Source organism: Bulleidia sp. zg-1006 (genome assembly GCF_016812035.1).
Lineage (GTDB): Bacteria > Bacillota_I > Bacilli_A > Erysipelotrichales > Erysipelotrichaceae > Bulleidia.
In genome coordinates, this window is record NZ_CP069178.1 from 525,450 (window position 1) to 546,275 (window position 20,826).

Below are 20,826 nucleotides of genomic sequence, written 5' to 3' on the forward strand. Positions count from 1 at the left end.
TAAATACTCATGAAAAAAATTATACATTATTCGCAATTCGCAGAAAATGAATGTGGCTTATGTTGTATTGCGATGATTTGTTCGTATTATGGATTTTATAATTCAATAGCGTACTATAGAAATTGTGCAAATGTTGGACGTGATGGACTTTCGCTTCTACAAATACATAATATTTTCGGGAAATTGGGATTTAATTGTAAAGTTTATCAAACCGAAAGAATTGATGAAGAAATGTTTACAAATGGACCACTCATTATACATTTAACAAGCAATCACTATGTAGTTATTTTAAAGCGACGGAAATTTATTTTTTTATTTGATCCGAATTCACATGAAAAGAAAAAAACCACTATTGATTCTATAAATAAAAAATTCAGTGGCTATTATGTCGTTGCTAGTCCTATAAAGAGCGTAGAATATTTTATTAATGACCGCCCAAATATTTTTAAAAAATTACAAAAATATCTCAATGGTGCACAAAAAATCCTCAGTATTATCTTTTTTCTTTCTTTAATTTCATATCTTTTTTCTGTTTTCTTGCCAGTTCAAGTTAGCGTGATTTTAAATGCGCTAACAGATTTTGGCGTTGTTGAGAATATATTGACAAAAATAATATTTATATTTATTTTTATTTTAAGTTTTTTTGGCTTATCACTTATTAGAAATGGATTATTAGTTAAATTGCAAATATATCTAATCAAAAAAATTAATAATGAAATTATAATGAAACTTATTAATATTAATTTTTCATATTATGATAATCGTAGCAAAGGAGATATTTTATATAGATTATCTTTATCAGATCATTTACAAAATGCGATTAGCTATAATTTTGTGAATTTCTTGTTAGCTTTTTCTAATTCCGTGGTTATTATGGCATATATTATTTTTATTTATCCAGTTATAATAAAAATTTTAATATTTATATGTCTTATTGTTATAGCAATTATAGCAATAATAATACATAATAAACTTTTAAAAACTCAAAAAGAATCTCAAAAGAAGAATTTGCAATTTAAGAATTCAGAAACAGATCTTGTTAATAATATGTATCAAATTAGATGTGAAAACGTTCAAAATTATTATCAAAATAATTGTCAATTAACCCTAGAACAGTATATTGATTCATTTGAAAAAAATCAAAAAAATGTACAATTTAGCAGTTTATATTTAAGCATGTTCTTTTCGTATATTCCATTTTTAATTGTTATTATTTATGCACTTTTGTTTAATCATCAGGTAGGTAGTATATTTGTTTTATATTCAATAATTAACACCTTATTCTCACAGTCTTTTATGGCAGTTAGTGAAATAAATTCATTGAGCTTATTATCTGAAACATTTAATTATATTGATGATATTATAGATGAAAAGGAAAATGACTATATAAAGGAAAAAAAGTCTGTAGCATTTAAATGTCTAAAACTAGAAAATATTTCGTTTAAGTATAATGATAATGGTAGGGATGTGTTAAGTGGTTTTTCATTAGAAATTAACAAATCAGATTTTATTGCAATTGTGGGGGATAGTGGTTCAGGTAAAACAACAATTATTAAATTGTTGACTCATCTATATGAACCAAGAACTGGAGCTATTCTAATAAATGGAGATGATTTAAAAAATAATAAAGTTTTTGATTATTCAGTTGCAATACTTCCACAGTATCCTTTAACCATAAATGGTACTATAAAAGAGAATTTGGCTATGGATTTAAAAAACATAGAGGATGATGTTTTTTGGGAATGCTTGGCTGTAGCGCATTTGAAAGAAGAAGTGAATGAACTACCAATGAAATTGGATACAGTTGTTTCTAATTCTGGTACGAATTTTTCAGGCGGACAATTGCAGAGACTCTCTTTGGCAAGAGAATTGGTAAAGAATCCGAACTTATTAATCTTTGATGAGGCATTATCCTCACTGGAGGAAGAGGAAGAGATTGCTATTTATGATTATCTAAAGAAAATAGGAAAAACATTACTTGTTATTACGCATCGCAAGAACGTTTTGAAAAATTGCAATAAAATATGTGTCATGAACAATGGGAAACTGGAAAAGAAAGGAGCATATACAGAATTGTATGATAAATAGGGTGAAAGTTGTATCAATTATCGGAAGTTATAGAAATGCGAATTCTTATTCGAGACGAAGTGCAATATATTTTGGGAATGCCTTAAATCATTACGGTGAATGTATTAACGAAATATTACTTCCCAACGAGTTGCAGATAAATAATTGCATTGGATGCTGCAGATGCTTTTCTAATGGAAAATGTTCTTTAACTGATGATATGAATATTGTTATTTCTAAAATGATGGCTTCTGATATCGTTATTTTCTCTGTGCCAGTTTATTTTCATCAAATATCTGGATACATGAAAACTCTAATTGATCGCCTAGCATTCTTAAGTCACATAATGTATTTTTTGGGGAAAATAGGTGTAGTAATAATTAATACAGATAATAATGGATCTGCTGAAGCTGAGCACTATCTGAAAGAGGTTCAGGAGTATTTGGGCTTTTCATGCAAAAGTTGCTTTACCGTATATACAAATAACTTAAGTGAAGAAGCACATCGCAGTATTATCAAACATGAAGTAATTAATTTAGTATATGAGCTACATGATGGAACTTTTGCAAGTGAATTGCAACATCAATTTTATAAGCTTCAAATGAATTCGATGAAAAATAGACCTAATCAAAATAACGAAAAAATCATGTGGCAAAATCTATTTTCCAATAAGGATGAAGTTGGTTGTGCTATTAAGTATAAAATGTCTGATAGTTTGAAAGAATGGATTCATAATTCATTCACTATATTTGAAAAAGACCAATTGTTTTGAGTGATTATAAAACAGAAAATAAAACGTTTAAATTAAAGATAGAAGTCTGGAGGAAATGTAATAATGAAAAAAAATAAAAGTGAATATTATCCCAAAGCGAAGGTATGCTTATTAAATACTGGGAGATATAATCAAATTCCTGCAAAAGGTAACATTAAAAACGTATATGATGTTGTTTTTGATGTTGGTGATAAATTAATTGAAATATCAATTAGTAAGTTCGAATATGATCAATTGAGTATTGGCGATTGTGGTGAATTAGAAATTAATAATAAAGAAATTATAAGATTTTCTAAAAAGATCTCAGCAATAAAGTCCTAGCAAATAATTGATATGTATAAAAAATAGAGATATGTGATTGATGAAATAAGATATGTGAGTAAATTAAAAACTAGTTTTTAAACTGTAAGGAAATTAGTCAACATAAAGTGGTTAGTCTTAGTATTTTGATACTTAAATAAGCGTTTAATGTACTTAAAAAGTTAAATGGGTTAATATGTAAATAGTATATTTAGTCTGATAATAGTGTATTGAGATGGAGGGAGTATGAACAAAACTAATTTACAGCCATTGATTGATGAAATAATAAAAAATAATTGTGAAAATGAATTATTTGAATTAAATAAGTTTTTTTAGAAAATGATTTAAGTATCTTTAAGGATGTAAAAAAAGATATCAACGAAATGGTATACCAGATGATAGTTGAATGTGTTGTTGATATTTATCAAAGTAAAAGAGAGGTGTACAGAAAACAAGGGTATAATCACGCGGAAAGGATTAATTTTTTCTTTAAAGAAATGGAAGAAACATTCTTTTATGATGAATTTTCAGCAAAATATCCTGTATTAATAAATCTGATAAATATAAGATGCTTAGATTTTATTGAAGAAATAAAAGAGATCTGTAATTTTTTTTCTGAGGATTATAATCTTCTCACCGAAACATTACAAATTCCACCAGGAAAAATTAGGGCAATTAAGTGGACAGATGGAGATATTCATTGTGGAAGAAATGTGATGATTGTTGAAACAACAAATTGTAAATTGGTATACAAGCCTAACAGTAATTCAAATTTTATACTTTTCTCATCTATTATTGATTTATATAATAATACAAAAGAAAAAAATTATTTAAAATACACGAAGTTTGTAAGTAAAAAAGATCATTTTTGGCAAGAGTATATTACCTTAAAAGTTTTTTCAGAATACGATAGTGTCAAAAAATACTATTATAAATGTGGAATATTTTTGGCTATTTTTTTGTTATTTGGAACATCTGATTTACATTATGAAAACTTAATAATTCATGATGATAATCCATATTTTATTGATTTAGAAACTTTATGTAGAGCAGAGGTAAATAACATTTCGGAATCACAGAAATACCGTGATATTCAGTCAAGTGTAGTATTTTCTTCTATGTTACCTGTAATTGATCGCAGTAGTGGTTTTGATATTAACTTTAGTGCTTTATTTACGGGAAATATGACTTCTACAAAATTACAGAATTACCGTCTGGAGGAGGATGAAGAAAATGATTTCCTTTACAAGAAATACTTTGCTTCAGTAAGTAATAGAGCATCCGGTAACTTTTATAATGAAATTGAAATCTCTCCTGACGAAGTTGAAGAATACCTTTTACGTGGCTTTAATGATGGTGCTGAATTTATTCTTAATAATAAAAGTTATATTCTAGAAATATTAAAAGATCATAAACTAAAATATGCGGAGAATCGTCTCATTTTACGTGCTACCCAAATATATGCAAAATTCATTTCTGCAGCTAGAACACCCGAAAATTTGAAATCATATATCTCTTATAATAAAATTTTTTCGATTTTGGAAAGAAATTTCGTTGCGGGTAAAAATGGATATAGTCGATGTGAAGATGAAATACATAATTTAAAAAGAGGTTATATCCCTTATTACTATGTCAATTTGGGAGAAAAAACACTTTTTAGTAATAATATAAAATTGGAAAATTACCTAATAAAATCACCAATTGATTCTATTATAGACAAAATGAACATATTTGATAAATCTTATATCGAGTACCAGAATTATTTAATTAAACTATCCCTTAGTACATGGTATAAATCAAATGATTATTTTGTATATAATCAAGTATCAAAAGATATCTATGACAATAATATGCTCTATGAAGAGATTGATGATTACTTTGAGAGATTAAAAAATTATATAATAGAGATAAATGAGAGCGAATGTAATATTCCTATCTTAGAAGTTGCCGGTAACGATTTAAAAATAGGGCTAGTCAATCCTGGTTTATACAATGGTGGCGGGCTTATAATGCTTTTTTTACAATATGGAAATCACAACAAATATTATAAAAATATTGCAAGGAAATTATTAGAAAATATTTATTCAAACTATTTTCAACAGAAAGTTAATGATAGTAATATAAAAGATTTTGGAATGTTTACAGGGATAGGTGGACTGGCTTATTTGGAATACAACGCATATGTCATATCTGGTAATATAATGCATTACCATAGGTTTTCAGAAATAATTACTGATATTTTTAATTCTATAGAAAAAAAGGATATAGTTGATTTAACATATTTTTCGGGTCTTTCGGGTGTTATTCGATTTTTGAATAATTGTAAATTGTCTGAAGAACTTGTGAAAATAAAGAATAAATTAGAGAATAAATTAGAATCACAATATTTAAATGATGAAGGAACTATGAAATCAGAATATGGATTATTACATGGTGAATTGGGAATATTATTAGAAGTTTTATCTATATCGAAAAATGCAACTGTAAGGATAAAAGCAAAAAAAGAACTTGCCTTAATTACTTCTAATTTAAATAAAGATAATAATAAATGGTGTTCGGGTCAATTTGGATTATTTTGTGTTATCTCTTTATTGATTGGTTCAAGAAAAATCGAGCAAAATTATGAGCATGTATTAAATGAAATCAGTAATTCTTTAAAGAAAATGGAAAATTATACCTTGTGTCATGGAATCGCCTCTGTTATTGATTGTGCAAATAATAAGCTAGTCAAACAGTCACTAAAGCAAGTGAATTATCATACACCATCGCTTTTGTCTCCGAACGTAATCAACTGGGATAATTATAATTTCCGTTGCGACATATCTTTTATGTTAGGAGAATCCGGATATATTTATGCGTGCTTATCAAAAAAATATAATAATTTTCCATCCGTTCTTCTATTGGATGTTAATTGCATTGAAGCATTTGATAATAGTGAAGTACTGTCATCCACAGTTTCTGGATAACGGCGCAAATTCATTGTTAGCATAAATTGAATAATTGATTCCTCATATAGGTAACAGTCAAAATATCCGCGTCCGATGAATCCAAAAGCGACCGCTGTGACATCTCTTTCTTTAACATTTCGCAATATGCAGAGTGTCGGCGATAATTTTCGTACAGTGGCTATGCCCCTGTCATACTTTTAGCTTCGCATGCGGAAATTTCTTGGGCAAAATCCGTTTTACCCCCTTTAAGTAAACTTCTTTCGAATCATATAGGAATAAACATTTTTGTTACTCTTCTTGCTGTCGATAAGTGCTTCTCATAATTTATGATATGAAGCATCTGTGCTGTTCTCTATCTGAATGAACCTGCGTTATATTCTTGCTTGTGCTCATCCTCAAGGAAACATTTCAAGGTTTGCAATATTCTTTTACCTACCACTTTATAATAATTCTTAAATGGCTATGGACAAATAGAAGTAATGAATTAAAATATAGTTGAAGATGAGAAGTACTTTAATGTGATACGCAATAGACAAAAATACAGAGAAATATAATCTTACTGTATAAAATAAGTTTTGATTGCGATTTATTAGGAATTTCACTGATTATAAATAGAAGTATCGCTAGAAAGGAGGATTTTATGGAAAAAGTTATGAGTCGAGAAGTTGATTTAGATGAACTTGAATCTTTAGCTCTCGTTGGTGGCAATGATGGTGGAACAGTAAATCCACAGTCGTTTAAAGTTACTATTATTACCATTCTAGTTACTTGTTTATCAATTACTCAAACTGCCTCAGCAAAAGAAATTTGTGGTTAACAAAAATTAGAGAGGGGGAGAAAGAGTTTCCTCCTCTCTAATTTTTGAACGTAATATATTTAACTGATTTCTTGGCGCTTAATGTACATTGTCTAATTAAATTTTTTTTCACTTTATCATAAAATTTTAAAAGGGGTTGATTGTATGATTAAATTTTGTGGATGGCTTAAGTCATATAATGAATTAAAAGAAACAGATACTACAAATTATTCAAAAGTATCAATAAATTTAAAAGAAAAAATTATCTCGCTTATCGTAATTGTCATACCATGTGTTTTGAATTTTTATAGTATGTTACACAGTGCAAAATTCAGTTTATATGAAACTATAATTTTTGATGTCATCGGTTTATTTATTTTAATTCCTTTGTTTTATTGTCATGAACTCTTGCACTGTATTTCATATTCTAATGAAGAAGAAAAGTGCATTTATGTTTATCAAACTTCATTATTGACGTATTGCACAGAGAAGGTTAGTAAAAAGCAAGTGGTGAAAATATTATTATTACCAAATGTGGTTATAACCCTTCCTGTTGTATTTCTAAGCTTGATTTTACCTTTGTTTTTGAAATATAAGATTTCAAGTATAATATCATTTTTGTTCATACTGGTAGTTGCTGGTTCATATTCAGATATTACAATGCTAATTTCAATTTTGAAATATAACAGTAATGCTTATTTTTGCTTTAGTAAAGGAATCTTCTATGTCAATAACTCTGGTCTGAAGTGAGAAGGTAAATTCCACATCAGAGATGGGAAGTGGAATTTAGTCTCCATGAAGTTTCGTAAGAGGAGATTGCCAAGAAACATAGTTCATTATCGGCACAGTATGAGGAATTGGAGCATCTGAAAACTAATATGGATAGCTACCTTGGTATGGATAAAACGAATGAGAAAAAAGAATCGGTCATTGATGTAATTAAGAAGTATCAAAAGAAGTTGAGAGATAAATATTTGGTCAGTGTGGTCTTAGGACTACATCGGCTTTTTATATCCGGAATATAACCCTGTCTTTAACACTTTCAAGAAAGTAAAAAGTTACGGAAGTCCTTAATTCAAATAGCTATATAAAACTATCGTCTAACCTTTTACAATTTTATTTACTTCTTGCTTGCTCTATACGTTTAATTATTTCAAACTATTCACTTCTAAATTTCTATAGCACCTAGCTTAATTAGATAGACTTTAAATAAATACCAGAACCAATATATGTATACACCTTGGTATTTATTCAAAACATTGCTGATTTGCCTTAAAATTACATCTTATACCTGAATTAATCATAGTCGTTAAACCAAAATTAAGTTGTCTGTAGAAGAAATTCATCATCAAAAATAAATTCATAATCTGAAATATACCGTAAATTATCATCAATATGAGTACTAAGAATTGTGATTGTATCTTGTTTTATATCGTTAAAATATTTTTGTGTTTTTTCTATACTGTGCGTATCTAATGCATTAAAGGGTTCGTCCAATATTAAAACCTTTGGGTTATGAATAAAAGCTTGAATTAAAGACATTTTTTGCTTTGTCCCTAAAGAACAGTGTTTATATTTTGTATTCTTATAATCTGTCAAATCATAAAAATCAATCCATTTTTTTATTGCTTGCTCATCTACTTTATCGGACATAGTCTTTAACAATCTTAAATTCTCAATTAATGTTAAATGAGATAGAAACTTAGGATTTTCAATAACTATTCCTGCATTTTCTATGTAGTTGATTTTATCTCTAATACGAACTCCATCTTGATAAATGCTGCCATCATCTAAAGAATAATATCCACAAAGTGTTTTTAAAAAGACAGTCTTTCCTGAACCATTTCTCCCCTTTATTAAGTAAAATTTACCTGTTTCAAAAGTTAAATTAATATTCTTAAATACAAGCAAATCACCAAAACTCTTTTTTGCATCTTGAACAACTAAATTCATATATATTCCCCTCCCTCTATATTAAATGTTATAACGATTATTACTATAATCAATACAATCAAAATATATTCATATCCTATAAACAATGAGTATACTAAATGCTTTATTATAAATAGAATTATGCATATTAATGGATTCTTACTTAATAACGCTATAAAATTATTAAATAAATAGTTTATAATTATAAAAGACAATACACTCAGTATGGAACTAGCATCCAATACACCTTTTCCAAATGAATAAATAGGGATCAAAAAAACAGCACCCCAGTATAATAAGTCACACCAATTTAAGCTAAAAAGAATTTTTATTACTTTTTTTATGTAATCAAGCTTGCTAACAGAATGGTATTTAATAACTTCTTTAAATCCTAAAGTAAGATTGGAAATATTAATAATTGAATCCATTTCCACTATAAAATAAATAGAAATTGTTGTAAGAAACTTAATAATATCAAATATTTTTTCACTATTTTGCGGATAAACATAGATACTTTTTATTGCCTGATTCAACCATCGTTCCATATCAAAACTATTCCAACTATCAACTTGAACATTAAAAGCCAAAGTGTCAACTAAAAGATAAACAATTAAAATTTTAAAAATTATTAGTGTAATACTTTTTAATACTTTCATTTACTTAACCTCATATTTTCTAGAAGAAAGAATATATACTAAAATCATGATATGAAAAATATAAGGAGACAACATTTTTGGAATTGATATGTTTCCGTACGAAGTTATCATTATCGAAGACATAGGCACTAAATAAAAAGGTAAAAACCTATATAATATCATCGAACCTATCCAAATAAAACTAATAAAAAGTAATGTTCCTTTTATAAAATCAATATAGTCAATCAATATATAATAAAAAAACCCATTAATAATAATTGAAAACATAACTGACAAAACAGTAAATAGTAAAAAACCATAATCAGAATTAAAAATTTTACTTAATACACTAGAGTTGTCAAATACAAATTCATCTACTACATTGGTGGTAGATCCATTAAAAAAAATAGACACACTCATTACAAATGAAAAAGCAAATAACACTATTAATGAAGCAAAAACAGCAAATTTCATTTTGCCGAAAAATAATTTCTTATTATATGCTTTATTCTTACCAATATTATACTTCAAAAGATTATTCTTAATTTCTTTATAATCATATCCAAGAATAATCAACAGAATTGGTATTAAGAATGATACATATGACATAAAATTAAATCTAAGATTTACTAGTGAAATGCTGTCTTTTAAAAGGTAAAGTTTTATCTGAGCACCATCAGAATTCAACAAATCTGGACTATTTATATCAAAAAACAATGCTGTATGTATAGTATCTTTAAAAATTAAAAACAAAAACACAAGCACCACTATTAATATAAACTTTTTTTTACTTAATAATTTCATTGTTTTTTTTATTTGAATAGAAAAGAAGATAAAAGGCAAAATTTATTAATTAATAAGAATCAGGAGACCAACTTCCTGTGATAGCCGCTGAACCGTCCCACCAATTTTCTCTAGCCATTTTCAAAGAATATATGTATCCTGGTGAAGCCCAGTTGCTGTAAGTAGCTCTTTGACCACATCTTAATGTACTTTGTCCACTTCTTTCAGAACCATTCGAATTCAAAAGAACATGCTTAACCCTCATCGGTGCAAGATCTTCACACGGCTTCAAGTTTAAAACATAATAACTTTTATTTTGTTTTTTTAAATATCCTGTCTTTTGACCAAAATATGTAATTCTAAAATTAGAAAACGCCCCAATAGTTTTTGCCTCAACGTTGCTTGCAAATAAAAAAAATAGCACATAGACTAGCCATAAATATTTTTTTAGTTTTATTTAATATCTTCATATTCAAACACCCTCCATATTGAATGCCTTTCACCCTCAATAATATTACACAAAAAATACATATTAAATCAACATAAACTTACCTACAACTGAACTTGATTACTCCTATCTTTAAATCTTGAACAATAAATGCTAAAATCCTATTTTTAACACTTTCAAGAAAGTAAAAAGTTACGGAAGTCCTTTATTCAAAGGGTTTCGGTAACTTTTTGATTTTGTAGCTAATAGGCGTATATATTATTAGCTTTCTTTAATAATGGATTTTAAAGTCTTTCCAGTTATGATTTCATAGTCTGTTCTATACTTAAATTGCACTATACTTATTAAAGTAGACACATTAACCGAATAGATATACGGTTATTTTATACACTACAAGAAGGTATCTTTATGTTCACAAGAAATCGTTACGACGAGGATTTCAAACGAACCCTCGTTGAAACAGACAGTGGAGAAGTTCTTACAGCCAAACAAGTCAAAGAACTTTAGAAACGTATGGCTTAGCTTGTGGAAGAGAATCAAATACTAAAAAAAGCCTTTGTATAGATGGCTTAAATCCATCTATGATAATTTTAATGTATCAAAGACCCGTCTTTTTTTGTTCAAAAATAAAATAGGGTATATAATCTATTTAGTTAGTTATAACAAACTTTAAGGAGGGAGTATGAAAAAGAAAAAGAAATCCACAGCAACTTGGATTTACGAGTTTGCCGGTGAATATCAATCTTCGTATGTGATTTCTATTGTGTTATCACTACTTGGCGTTGCCTTAGCTATTATTCCATATTTATTGATTGCCCAAATGATACAACAACTATTATCCAAACAAATGGATTGGTTAGTCTATCTTCATGAGGGTTTCGTTTTAGCGTTACTTTGGTTGCTTAGTGTTTTAGCAAAGAAAGTATCCACAACTTTTTCTCATAGGGCAACCTTTCAAGTTTTAGGAAATATGCGTGAAGCAGTAAGCCTTCATTTATCCAAGATGGAATTGGGAAGAGTGCAGAGCTATTCTTCAGGCACATTAAAGAATATTATGGTCGAGCGCATTGATTCCATTGAAACAACATTGGCTCATATTGTTCCCGAAGTGAGTGGGAATATGGTTATTCCAATTCTTATTTTTGTGTATTTGTTTTTTTTGGATTGGCGTATGGCTTTGATTGCTTTAATTCCATTACCAATTGGTATAACTGCATATATGTTGATGATGAATGGTTATGAAGAGGACTATAAGAATACCATTGATAAAACTAAGATTTTAAACGATACAGCGGTGGAATATATTCAAGGTATTGAGGTGATTAAAGCCTTTGGTAAATCCAAAACCTCTTATGAGAAATTCGTTGTAGCAGCGAAAGAAGGAGCTTCTTGTTATGTGGATTGGATGAATAAACATCGTTATAAACAAAGCACAGCTTTAACGGTTGCACCAAACACTTTATTATTTGTGCTGCCGTTTGGTTTATGGTTTGTGATGAATGGTTCTTTAAGCACTTATCATTTCATTGTTATTATTCTTTTATCGATGGGTTTATTAACACCATTAATTACAATGATGTCTTATTCTGATGACATGGCTCGTATTCGTACGATTGTAGGTGAAGTGGTTGGTATTTTAGAAAATCCAATTCAAAACCATGCCGAATCTTTAAATCAAAGTGTGGATAATTACCATATTAGTTTAAAGAATGTGCATTTTTCCTATCAAGAAAAGGAAGTGCTACATGGGATTGATTTAGAAATTCCGGAAGGGAAATTGACTGCTTTCGTTGGTCCAAGCGGGTCCGGGAAATCCACTATTGCGAAATTGATTGCGGCTTTATGGGATGTGAAAGAAGGCTCTATTTCGATTGGCTCGGTGAATGGACAAGAGATTCCTTTAAAGGATTATTACCGCTTGGTTAGCTTTGTGTCCCAAGATAATTATTTATTCAATCAAAGTATTCGTGAAAATATTCGTATGGGCAAACCGGATGCGAGTGATGAAGAAGTAGAGAAAATAGCAAAAGAAAGTGGTTGCCATGAGTTCATTATGGCTTTACCAAATGGATACGATACGATTGTAGGGGAGGCAGGTGGTCATTTATCTGGTGGTGAAAGACAAAGAATTGCGATTGCTCGAACGATGATAGCCAATACACCAATTGTGATTTTAGATGAGGCAACAGCCTATACCGATCCGGAAAATGAGGCTATTATCCAACAGTCTGTAGCCCAGTTGGTAAAAGATAAAACTTTGATTGTGATTGCCCATCGTTTATCTACAATTCAAGATGCGGATCAAATTTGTATGATTGAAAAAGGAAAGGTGATTGCACAAGGAAAACATGAAGATTTACTGAACTCTTGTCCTTTATATCAATCCATGTGGCAAGCGCATATTTCGGTTAAAGATGAAGGAATGGAGGTGGTGAAATGATTTCTATTATTCGTAAATTCTTTGCTTTTAGCGATGAAAAGAATCGCAAGAAATTCCATACTTCAATTTTATTAAGTGTTCTAGTGGCTTTTTTTGAATCTTTTAAGATTGGTGCTATTTCACTTTCTTTACAAGGAATTGTGCAGAATACCATTGATATGACTTTAATTTTAAAAGTAGTACTTATTCTAGTTGTTGGTACGATTGGAGCGATTCTTGTTCGTGCCAAAAGCACTATGCTACAAACACAGGGCGGTTATGGTGTTGCTTGTGATAAGCGTATTGAAATTGCGGAACATTTGCGTTACTTTCCAATGGGTTTCTTTAATAAAAAGAGTTTAGGAGAAATCACTTCAGTCACAACCAATACCATGGAAAATTTAGGAGAAGTTGCGACAAGAGCGGTGATGTTGGTTTCAAGTGGTTTATTGAATACGTCATGGATTACAGTTGCGATATTTGTTTTTGATTGGCGTATAGGATTGATTCTGGTGACTGGCTTTGGTTTGTATATTCTTTTGAATTATTGGATGAATAATAGTTCAAAGGCAATCTCTAAAGCTAAAGTGGATAATACTTCAGAATTAGTTAGTAAGGTTTTGGAACAGGTTCAAGGAATGGCAGAGGTTAAACAGTTTCAGTTGGTCGGCAAGCAAGCGAAAGAGTTGCACCGACTGATTGCTGAAAATGTGCAAGTGAATACAAAAATGGAATATTCTTTTATTCCATTCATGGCGGTTCAAAGCCTTTGGATTAAGTGGATTGGTGTTGTGCTAAGTATGGTTTCTATTTGGTTTTATTTGAGCGGTTCCATGGATTTAGCAATGACTTTATTGATGTTGGTAGCGTCTTTTATGATTTATGAACATTTGGATACGGCCGGTAATTATTCGGCTTTATTGCGCGTGATTGAAAATTGTGTTCATCAAGCCGGTGAAATTTTAACAATGCCGAGAATGGATATTGATGGTGAAGAGATAGAGCCGGAAAATCATTCCATTGAATTAAAACACGTTACTTTTTCATATCAAGATGAAAATTTAATTCAAGATATGAATTTGAAAATTCAAGAGAAAACAACGACAGCAATTGTTGGTCCATCCGGTTCCGGCAAGACAACTTTATGTCATTTAATAGCTCGTTTCTGGGATGTACAAGAGGGTGAAATTTTATTAGGTGGTCGAAATATCAAAGACTATAGTTTGGATAGTTTAATGAAAAATTTTAGCTTTGTTTTTCAAAATGTGTATTTGTTCAATGATACGATCGCGAATAATATTCGTTTTGGTCAGCCGGATGTATCCATGGATAAGGTGATTGAAGCCGCAAAGAGTGCTTGTTGTCATGAGTTTATTATGGCTTTACCAAATGGTTACGATACAATTATTGGTGAAGGTGGTTCTTCTTTATCGGGTGGAGAGAAACAACGTATTTCGATTGCAAGAGCTATTTTAAAGAATGCACCAATCATTATTTTGGATGAAGCAACCGCCAATGTGGATCCGGAAAACGAGAAATCTCTGGTACAAGCTATCCATGAGTTAACGAAAAACAAAACGATTATTATGATTGCACATCGTTTAAAAACCGTTCGTCAAGCCGATCGTATTCTTGTTTTAGATCATGGTCATGTTGTTCAAGATGGGAATCATAAATCTCTGATGAACGAAGAGGGGATTTATCAACGCTTTATTCAGGAAAGAAGTCAAGCGGCTAGTTGGAAATTATAATTTAAGTGATTAAGAGGCAATACTCTTAGTCACTTTTTGAATTCTCTTATCATTATGATTAACAAGCAAAAGGCACACCACTATTATTTAATTAGGCATAGTTAATAAACACAGATAAAGAGGTATAAATGGATTGTAAACAAACAAGAAAAAATCTATTATATACCTGTCTGCTTGTCGTAGCAATGATTTAGCTTAAACAAACACTTATGTTACAAACAATGTCTTTTGAACTTCGTTGGATAATTATCTTACGACAAATCATCGGTTTAAGTATTATTGCTTATTTCATAAAGGAAAGGAGAGTTTAAACGCTCCTTTTCTTTTGAAAAACCATTAAAGATCAATAGTGATACAATCGTTATAATGGTTAAAATAGTACTCAAAGCTACCACAATATCATCATCACCCGAATCCTTCAATTTTATCATTATTATTTTTTAATCGTTGATGGCTAGAGTGTTGGTTAAAAATATAAGCCGAACAATAAAAGACCAGTACTAATAAAACAAGACTAATCATGGCAATTTTAATCATTTGGTTTTTAAGCTTATCTTGAAAGCGAATACTTTTTTCCATTTGCCCTATTATAGCATTCTCTTTTCCTGGCTTTTAAGGAATAATAGGAATATGAAAATGAAAACAATGTCGGATTATTGTCAAGAATTGTTTGGTACGAAAGTCTATCGTTTATCCTTAAGCACCGGTTGTACTTGTCCCAATCGGGATGGACTTATTGGCTATGGTGGTTGTACTTTTTGTTCAGAAAGAGGAGCAGGTGAATTTGCGAGCCGTCCTAAAGATATTTCAAGTCAAATCGTAGAAGCTAAAAAGAAAGTGGAAGCTAAATTTCCAAAATCCATTGCTAGAGAAAAATGGAAATATATAGCTTACTTTCAATCTTTTACGAATACCTATGGGGATACGAAACGTTTATTATCTTTATTTCAAGAAGCCATCGAAAAAGAAGAAATTGTTTGTTTGGCTATTGGAACAAGACCGGATTGCTTACAAGAAGATATGTTAGAAGGTTTAGAAGCTTTAAATAAGATAAAACCCGTTTGGATAGAACTTGGTTTACAGACCATCCATGAGGAAAGTGCAAAGGCGTTTCATCGTGGTTATTCCTTAGATGTTTTTGAAAAAGCCTATGTGGATTTAAAGAAAATAGGAATGACGGTTATTGTTCATATGATTGTAGGACTTCCTTTTGAAACAGAAGAAATGATGTATGCTAGTATGCGTTATCTTTCTGATTTAAAACCTAGTTTGGATGGTATTAAAATCCATGGGCTTCATCTTTTAAAGGGAACACAAATGGCATTGGAATATGAAGAACATCCTTTTCATATCTTTAGTTTAGAAGAATACACAGCGGTTTTAATTCAATGCTTGAAAATCCTACCGGAAACTTGTGTCATCCATCGTATGACCGGAGATGGGGATAAGAAAAACTTAATCGAGCCGAAATGGTCAGCGAATAAAAGGCATGTGTTAAACTATATTCAACAAGAGATACGAAAGGCAAGTCGATGAATACAAATCTTATACGTTTGAAACAAGCACTTATTAGTCCCATTCAAAAGACGCAATTAAAGTTCTTACCGAAGCTATACCAAGGGAAAAATACGTTAGTTCAATTCGCCTCAAAGCTAAAAGTGAAAAAGATAATGGTGGTCACCACTTCTGGTTTTATCAAACGAAAAACCTTGGAACCATTCTTTATGGCTTTAAAGAATTGTGGAATTGTATATGCGGTTTATGATAAAACGCATCCAGATCCTAGTCTTGAAGACGTGAAAGGATTAGTGGAGTTTTATAAACAAATTCATGCGGAAGCTTTAATCGCTATTGGGGGTGGCTCAGTGATGGATTGTTCTAAAGTAGCTTTGGCGAAGGTTTCAAATCCGGAAATATCGTATACGGATGTGATGAAAGGAAAATTGAAGTACCATTTAGATCCATTGTATTGCGTACCAACGACGGCGGGTAGTGGTTCGGAGGTTTCAGCTGGAGCTGTCATTATAGACGAAAAGATGGGGCGCAAACGTTCTTTAAATCATTTTTTCTTAATTCCTAAGGTGGTGGTTTTAGATCCTGCTTTATTGCTATCTTTACCAGCTTCTTTAACGGCATATAGTGGAATGGATGCTTTAACCCATGCAATAGAAGCTTATATGAATTATTTCAATAATAAAAAAACTAAAGCTTATGCCTTAGAAGCGATTGCTCTTATTCATCGTTATTTATATCGTTCTTATCGAAATGGAGAAGATTTAGAAGCAAGAGAGAAAATGCTGGAAGCCTCTTATAAAGCCGGGATTGCTTTTACGAATAATTATGTAGGTTCTGTTCATGCGCTTTCTCATGGTATAGGGGCTAAATACCATTTACCACATGGTTATATCAATGCGGTTTGTTTACCAATTGTGTTAGAAAAATATGGGGCTGGTATTCAAACTTCTTTACAAGAAATTGGTTCTGTTATTGGTTTAAAGAAGGAAGAGGTTATTCCTTGGCTTTCTTCCATGAATGAAAAGATGGATATTCCAAATCATTTAGCTGAAATTCAAACGAAAGATATTCCTTTCTTAGCTAAAGGAGCGGAAAAGGAGACCAATCCAACCTATCCAGTACCGGTGATTTGGACAATAAAAGATTTTGAAGATGTTCTTTATACCATTCAAGGAGAAAGAAAATGAAGTATTTATTCTTTGATATAGATGGTATTTTAGTATCGCCTATGCCCTTAATCAACTGGATTTGTTGGATTGATGAACAATCTTCTTGAAATTTTGGGTTAGTGGTATATAACTAAAGTAGAAAGGTAGTAAGAGATTGTTACTCTGAAAGGGATTTATGAATACAGAAATGTTAGAGAGAATGTCGTCCGGGTTAGGCTTTATCGCTGCTTTGGATCAAAGTGGAGGAAGCACACCAAAAGCATTGAAGGCGTATGGACTTAGTGAAGATGCTTGGAAAAATGAAGAAGAAATGTTTGATTTGGTACACCAAATGCGAACAAGAATTGTTACATCGGCTTCATTTACCAGTGAAAAAATGATTGGTGCTATCTTATTTGAAATGACCATGGAAAGAAAAGTGAATCATAAATACACCGCTGATTATCTATGGGAAGATAAAGGGGTTGTTCCTTTTTTAAAGATTGATAAAGGTTTAGCTGAGTTAGAAAATGGCGTTCAGTTGATGAAACCAATGCCGACATTGGATGAATTGTTAGAAAAAGCGGTCAAATATCATATCTTTGGTACCAAAGAACGCTCGGTTATTAAGGAAGCGAATGAAAAGGGTATTCAGGATGTTGTTTCTCAACAATTTGAGGTGGCTAAGAAAGTGGCTTCGTATGGCTTGGTGCCAATCATTGAACCGGAAGTGGATATTCATTGTCCGGAAAAGACAAAGGCGGAGGAGTACTTAAAGAAAGCTTTATTGGCTGAACTTAGTCAATTAGAAGCTGATGTGAAAGTGATGTTTAAACTCACTATTCCAGATGTGGATAATTATTATGAAGAACTTATGAAAGATAAGCATGTGGTTCGTGTGGTTGCTTTATCAGGTGGTTACTCGCGTGAAGTAGCGAATGAAAAATTGGCTCGTAATCATGGTTTAATTGCTTCTTTCTCAAGAGCTTTAGTAGAAGGCTTATCTGCTCAACAAACGGATGAAGAGTTTGATGCTTTATTAGCTCAATCCGCTAATTCAATCTATCAAGCTTCTATTAAATAAGAACTAAGAAAGTCTTCACTATCGTGGAGACTTTTTATAATAAACAAACTAAAATCAATACAAAAGCTAGGGTAGACATGTTGAAACAAGTGTTTGAATTTCAAAAATAAAACGAATTGATTGTGCTAAACTAGTAAAGAAAAAGAGGGTTTCTTATGAAGACGATTCAGTTTGATCGACCAACATCGGTTTATTTCATTGGTATTGGTGGGGTATCTATGTCCGGTTTAGCTCATATTTTGATAGACCGTGGCTTTGAAGTTGCCGGTTCGGATGCCCATGGTTCCATGAACACAGAGCACTTAGAAAAAGAGGGTGCGACTATTTTTATTGGTCAAAAAGCGGAGAATATCACAAATAAATATAAAGTGGTTGTCTATACAGCTGCTATTCATAGTGATAATCCAGAATATCAACAAGCAATGAAACTGGGTATTCCTTTATTAAATCGAAAGGATTTATTAGCAGAGGTTATGGCTCACTATCATAACTCAGTTGCGGTTGCGGGAACTCATGGGAAAACAACTACGACGGCTATGTTAAGTTATATCTTCTTAGCGGCTGAATTGGATCCAACTATTTCTATTGGTGCTAACTTTAAAAAGATACAGGGTAATGTGCGTATTGGGCATAGTGAAGTTTTTTTAGCAGAAGCCTGTGAATACACCAATTCTTTTTTGGCTTTAAAACCATTAGCTTCTATTATTTTAAACATTGAAGAAGACCACTTAGACTTTTTTAAGGACATTCAAGATATTCGCAATTCTTTCCATCAGTTTGTTTTAAAAACATCCAAGGATGGCGTCGTAGTTATCCATTCCGCGATTGATAACGTAGAAGAAATTGTTCAAGATTATCCAGGTAAGGTACTTCAATTTGGTTTGTACAAAGGCGATTTGTACACGAAGAATATTCAACATTTAAATCATGGTGGAAATAAGTTTGATGTTTATTTGCAAGAAGAGTATTTAGGTTCAATTGAACTATCAGTTGGTGGTCAACACAATATCACCAATGCGTTAGCTGCCATAGCGGTGGCGCTTTCCTTTGACATCCGTTTTGAAGCTATTAAAGAAGGGTTGAAGAATTTTCATGGTGCAGACCGTCGTTTTGAAAAAAAAGGCTTTTATAAAGATATTGAAATCATTGATGATTATGCTCATCATCCGCAAGAAATCAAGGCGGCCTTAGATATGGCAAAAGATTATCCACATGACCATTTGGTGATAGTATTTCAACCGCATACTTATAGTCGTACAAAGTTCTTATTTGAAGAATTTGCTCAAGTTTTAAGTCAGGTGGATCAAGTACTACTAGCTCCTATCTATGCGGCAAGAGAAGTTAATGACGGTAGTATGTCATCTGATTTATTAGCAAAAAGAATTCATGATTTAGGTGGTAATGCCTTAAGCTTAGGAAGCTTTACAGAAATTAAAGATTATTTAAAAAAGAATTTAAAAAAGGGAGATCTTTGTTTAACGCTTGGGGCAGGTAATGTCTACGAAATTGGTGAAGAATTAGTCCAAGAGAATTAGAAAGTGAACATTCACTTTCTTTTTTCTTTTTAGTACAATAAACACATGAAAATCATGATATGGGATTTTAATGGCACCATCATTGATGATGTTCAATTATGCATTGATATTGAAAATCAAATGGCAAAGGATTGGAACTTACAAGTACCATATATAACGAAAGAACTATACCAAGAAAACTTTTGTTTTCCCGTGATTCATTACTATCAAAAGATGGGTTATGATTTGACGAAGGTTTCTTACGAACAAATTACACATGAATTCCAAAAGCGCTTTGATGAAGGTTATCAAACCATTGATTTATGCCTAGGCTTTCAAGAAAGAGCGAAAGAGTTTCAACGTCAAGGCTACCGTCAGGTCATCCTGTCCGCTACCCAACAAAATGAACTTGATAAACAAGTTAAAAATTTGAAGATTGATGGTTTTTTTGATGATGTGATTGGTATTCAAGACCATTTAGCCAATTCCAAAGTTCAACGAGCTATGGATTGGATGCAAAGCCAACAAATCAATCCTAAGAATTGTACCTATCTAGGAGATACCGACCACGATTATGAAGTCGCAAAAGCCATTGGCGTTGAAAATATTTATTTAATTGCTCAAGGACACCAATCCTTTTCGGTTTTAGAAAAAACAGGCGCTCGTGTTTTAAATAGTCTATTGGAGTGGTTTTGAAATGTACTACTAAACAAA

The 20,826-nt window shown here is 31.1% G+C and carries 18 protein-coding genes; 13 read left to right on the plus strand and 5 right to left on the minus strand.

The features are described from left to right. The first annotated feature begins 9 nt into the window (after window positions 1–9). From JOS54_RS02690 to JOS54_RS02715, 6 genes are all read left to right on the plus strand, one after another. Window positions 10–2,088: a peptidase domain-containing ABC transporter gene (locus tag JOS54_RS02690; RefSeq protein ID WP_203245534.1), complete on the plus strand. Its 2,079-nt coding sequence runs from the start codon at window positions 10–12 to the stop codon at window positions 2,086–2,088. Beyond that, window positions 2,078–2,839: a flavodoxin family protein gene (locus JOS54_RS02695; protein WP_203245535.1), complete on the plus strand. Its 762-nt coding sequence runs from the start codon at window positions 2,078–2,080 to the stop codon at window positions 2,837–2,839. Before JOS54_RS02690 ends, JOS54_RS02695 begins: the two co-directional genes overlap by 11 nt. Before the next feature lie 63 nt (window positions 2,840–2,902). Beyond that, complete coding sequence (locus JOS54_RS02700) at window positions 2,903–3,160, plus strand: hypothetical protein (RefSeq protein ID WP_203245536.1); 258 nt, start codon at window positions 2,903–2,905, stop codon at window positions 3,158–3,160. 329 nt (window positions 3,161–3,489) lie between these two features. Further along, complete coding sequence (gene lanM, locus JOS54_RS02705; RefSeq protein WP_255520676.1) at window positions 3,490–6,105, plus strand: type 2 lanthipeptide synthetase LanM; 2,616 nt, start codon at window positions 3,490–3,492, stop codon at window positions 6,103–6,105. Window positions 6,106–6,727: 622 nt separating this feature from the next. Further along, a complete protein-coding gene (locus tag JOS54_RS02710; RefSeq protein ID WP_203245538.1) occupies window positions 6,728–6,904 on the plus strand; it encodes a hypothetical protein in 177 nt (58 codons plus the stop codon). A gap of 144 nt (window positions 6,905–7,048) precedes the next feature. Further along, window positions 7,049–7,633: a DUF3267 domain-containing protein gene (locus JOS54_RS02715; RefSeq protein WP_203245539.1), complete on the plus strand. Its 585-nt coding sequence runs from the start codon at window positions 7,049–7,051 to the stop codon at window positions 7,631–7,633. Between the two features lie 570 nt (window positions 7,634–8,203). Here the strand turns inward: JOS54_RS02715 and JOS54_RS02720 are convergent. The 4 genes from JOS54_RS02720 to JOS54_RS02735 are packed head-to-tail and all read right to left on the minus strand — an operon-like array spanning window position 8,204 to window position 10,657. Further along, window positions 8,204–8,836: an ATP-binding cassette domain-containing protein gene (locus JOS54_RS02720; protein WP_203245540.1), complete on the minus strand. Its 633-nt coding sequence runs from the start codon at window positions 8,834–8,836 to the stop codon at window positions 8,204–8,206. Beyond that, a complete protein-coding gene (locus tag JOS54_RS02725) occupies window positions 8,833–9,471 on the minus strand; it encodes a hypothetical protein (protein ID WP_203245541.1) in 639 nt (212 codons plus the stop codon). Before JOS54_RS02725 ends, JOS54_RS02720 begins: the two co-directional genes overlap by 4 nt. Continuing rightward, window positions 9,472–10,254 carry a hypothetical protein gene (locus tag JOS54_RS02730; protein WP_203245542.1) on the minus strand — a complete coding sequence of 261 codons (783 nt, stop codon included), beginning with the start codon at window positions 10,252–10,254 and terminating at the stop codon, window positions 9,472–9,474. A 49-nt stretch (window positions 10,255–10,303) separates the two neighbouring features. Beyond that, the gene (locus JOS54_RS02735) at window positions 10,304–10,657 is read right to left on the minus strand and encodes a hypothetical protein (protein ID WP_203245543.1); all 354 of its coding nucleotides are present in this window, start codon (window positions 10,655–10,657) and stop codon (window positions 10,304–10,306) included. A 706-nt stretch (window positions 10,658–11,363) separates the two neighbouring features. On the opposite strand from JOS54_RS02735, the gene JOS54_RS02740 reads away from it, so the two are divergent. Both JOS54_RS02740 and JOS54_RS02745 read left to right on the plus strand, forming a co-directional pair. After that, window positions 11,364–13,121 carry an ABC transporter ATP-binding protein gene (locus JOS54_RS02740; RefSeq protein ID WP_203245544.1) on the plus strand — a complete coding sequence of 586 codons (1,758 nt, stop codon included), beginning with the start codon at window positions 11,364–11,366 and terminating at the stop codon, window positions 13,119–13,121. Then, the gene (locus JOS54_RS02745; RefSeq protein ID WP_203245545.1) at window positions 13,118–14,851 is read left to right on the plus strand and encodes an ABC transporter ATP-binding protein; all 1,734 of its coding nucleotides are present in this window, start codon (window positions 13,118–13,120) and stop codon (window positions 14,849–14,851) included. The genes JOS54_RS02740 and JOS54_RS02745 overlap by 4 nt, the downstream gene beginning before the upstream one ends. Before the next feature lie 405 nt (window positions 14,852–15,256). On the opposite strand, the gene JOS54_RS02750 is transcribed toward JOS54_RS02745, so the two are convergent. Then, complete coding sequence (locus JOS54_RS02750) at window positions 15,257–15,430, minus strand: hypothetical protein (RefSeq protein ID WP_203245546.1); 174 nt, start codon at window positions 15,428–15,430, stop codon at window positions 15,257–15,259. Window positions 15,431–15,481: 51 nt separating this feature from the next. Here JOS54_RS02750 and JOS54_RS02755 point away from each other — a divergent pair, with 51 nt between their 5' ends. From JOS54_RS02755 to JOS54_RS02775, 5 genes are all read left to right on the plus strand, one after another. Further along, complete coding sequence (locus JOS54_RS02755) at window positions 15,482–16,387, plus strand: TIGR01212 family radical SAM protein (RefSeq protein ID WP_203245547.1); 906 nt, start codon at window positions 15,482–15,484, stop codon at window positions 16,385–16,387. After that, window positions 16,384–17,553 carry an iron-containing alcohol dehydrogenase gene (locus JOS54_RS02760; RefSeq protein ID WP_203245548.1) on the plus strand — a complete coding sequence of 390 codons (1,170 nt, stop codon included), beginning with the start codon at window positions 16,384–16,386 and terminating at the stop codon, window positions 17,551–17,553. The genes JOS54_RS02755 and JOS54_RS02760 overlap by 4 nt, the downstream gene beginning before the upstream one ends. 157 nt (window positions 17,554–17,710) lie before the next feature. Then, a complete protein-coding gene (locus tag JOS54_RS02765) occupies window positions 17,711–18,598 on the plus strand; it encodes a fructose bisphosphate aldolase (RefSeq protein ID WP_203245549.1) in 888 nt (295 codons plus the stop codon). A gap of 155 nt (window positions 18,599–18,753) precedes the next feature. Beyond that, on the plus strand, window positions 18,754–20,133 hold the full coding sequence (gene murC, locus JOS54_RS02770) for a UDP-N-acetylmuramate--L-alanine ligase (protein WP_203245550.1): 1,380 nt from the start codon (window positions 18,754–18,756) through the stop codon (window positions 20,131–20,133). Between the two features lie 45 nt (window positions 20,134–20,178). Next, window positions 20,179–20,808, plus strand: a complete 630-nt coding sequence (locus tag JOS54_RS02775) for an HAD family hydrolase (RefSeq protein WP_203245551.1) — start codon at window positions 20,179–20,181, stop codon at window positions 20,806–20,808. The last annotated feature ends 18 nt before the right edge of the window (window positions 20,809–20,826 follow it).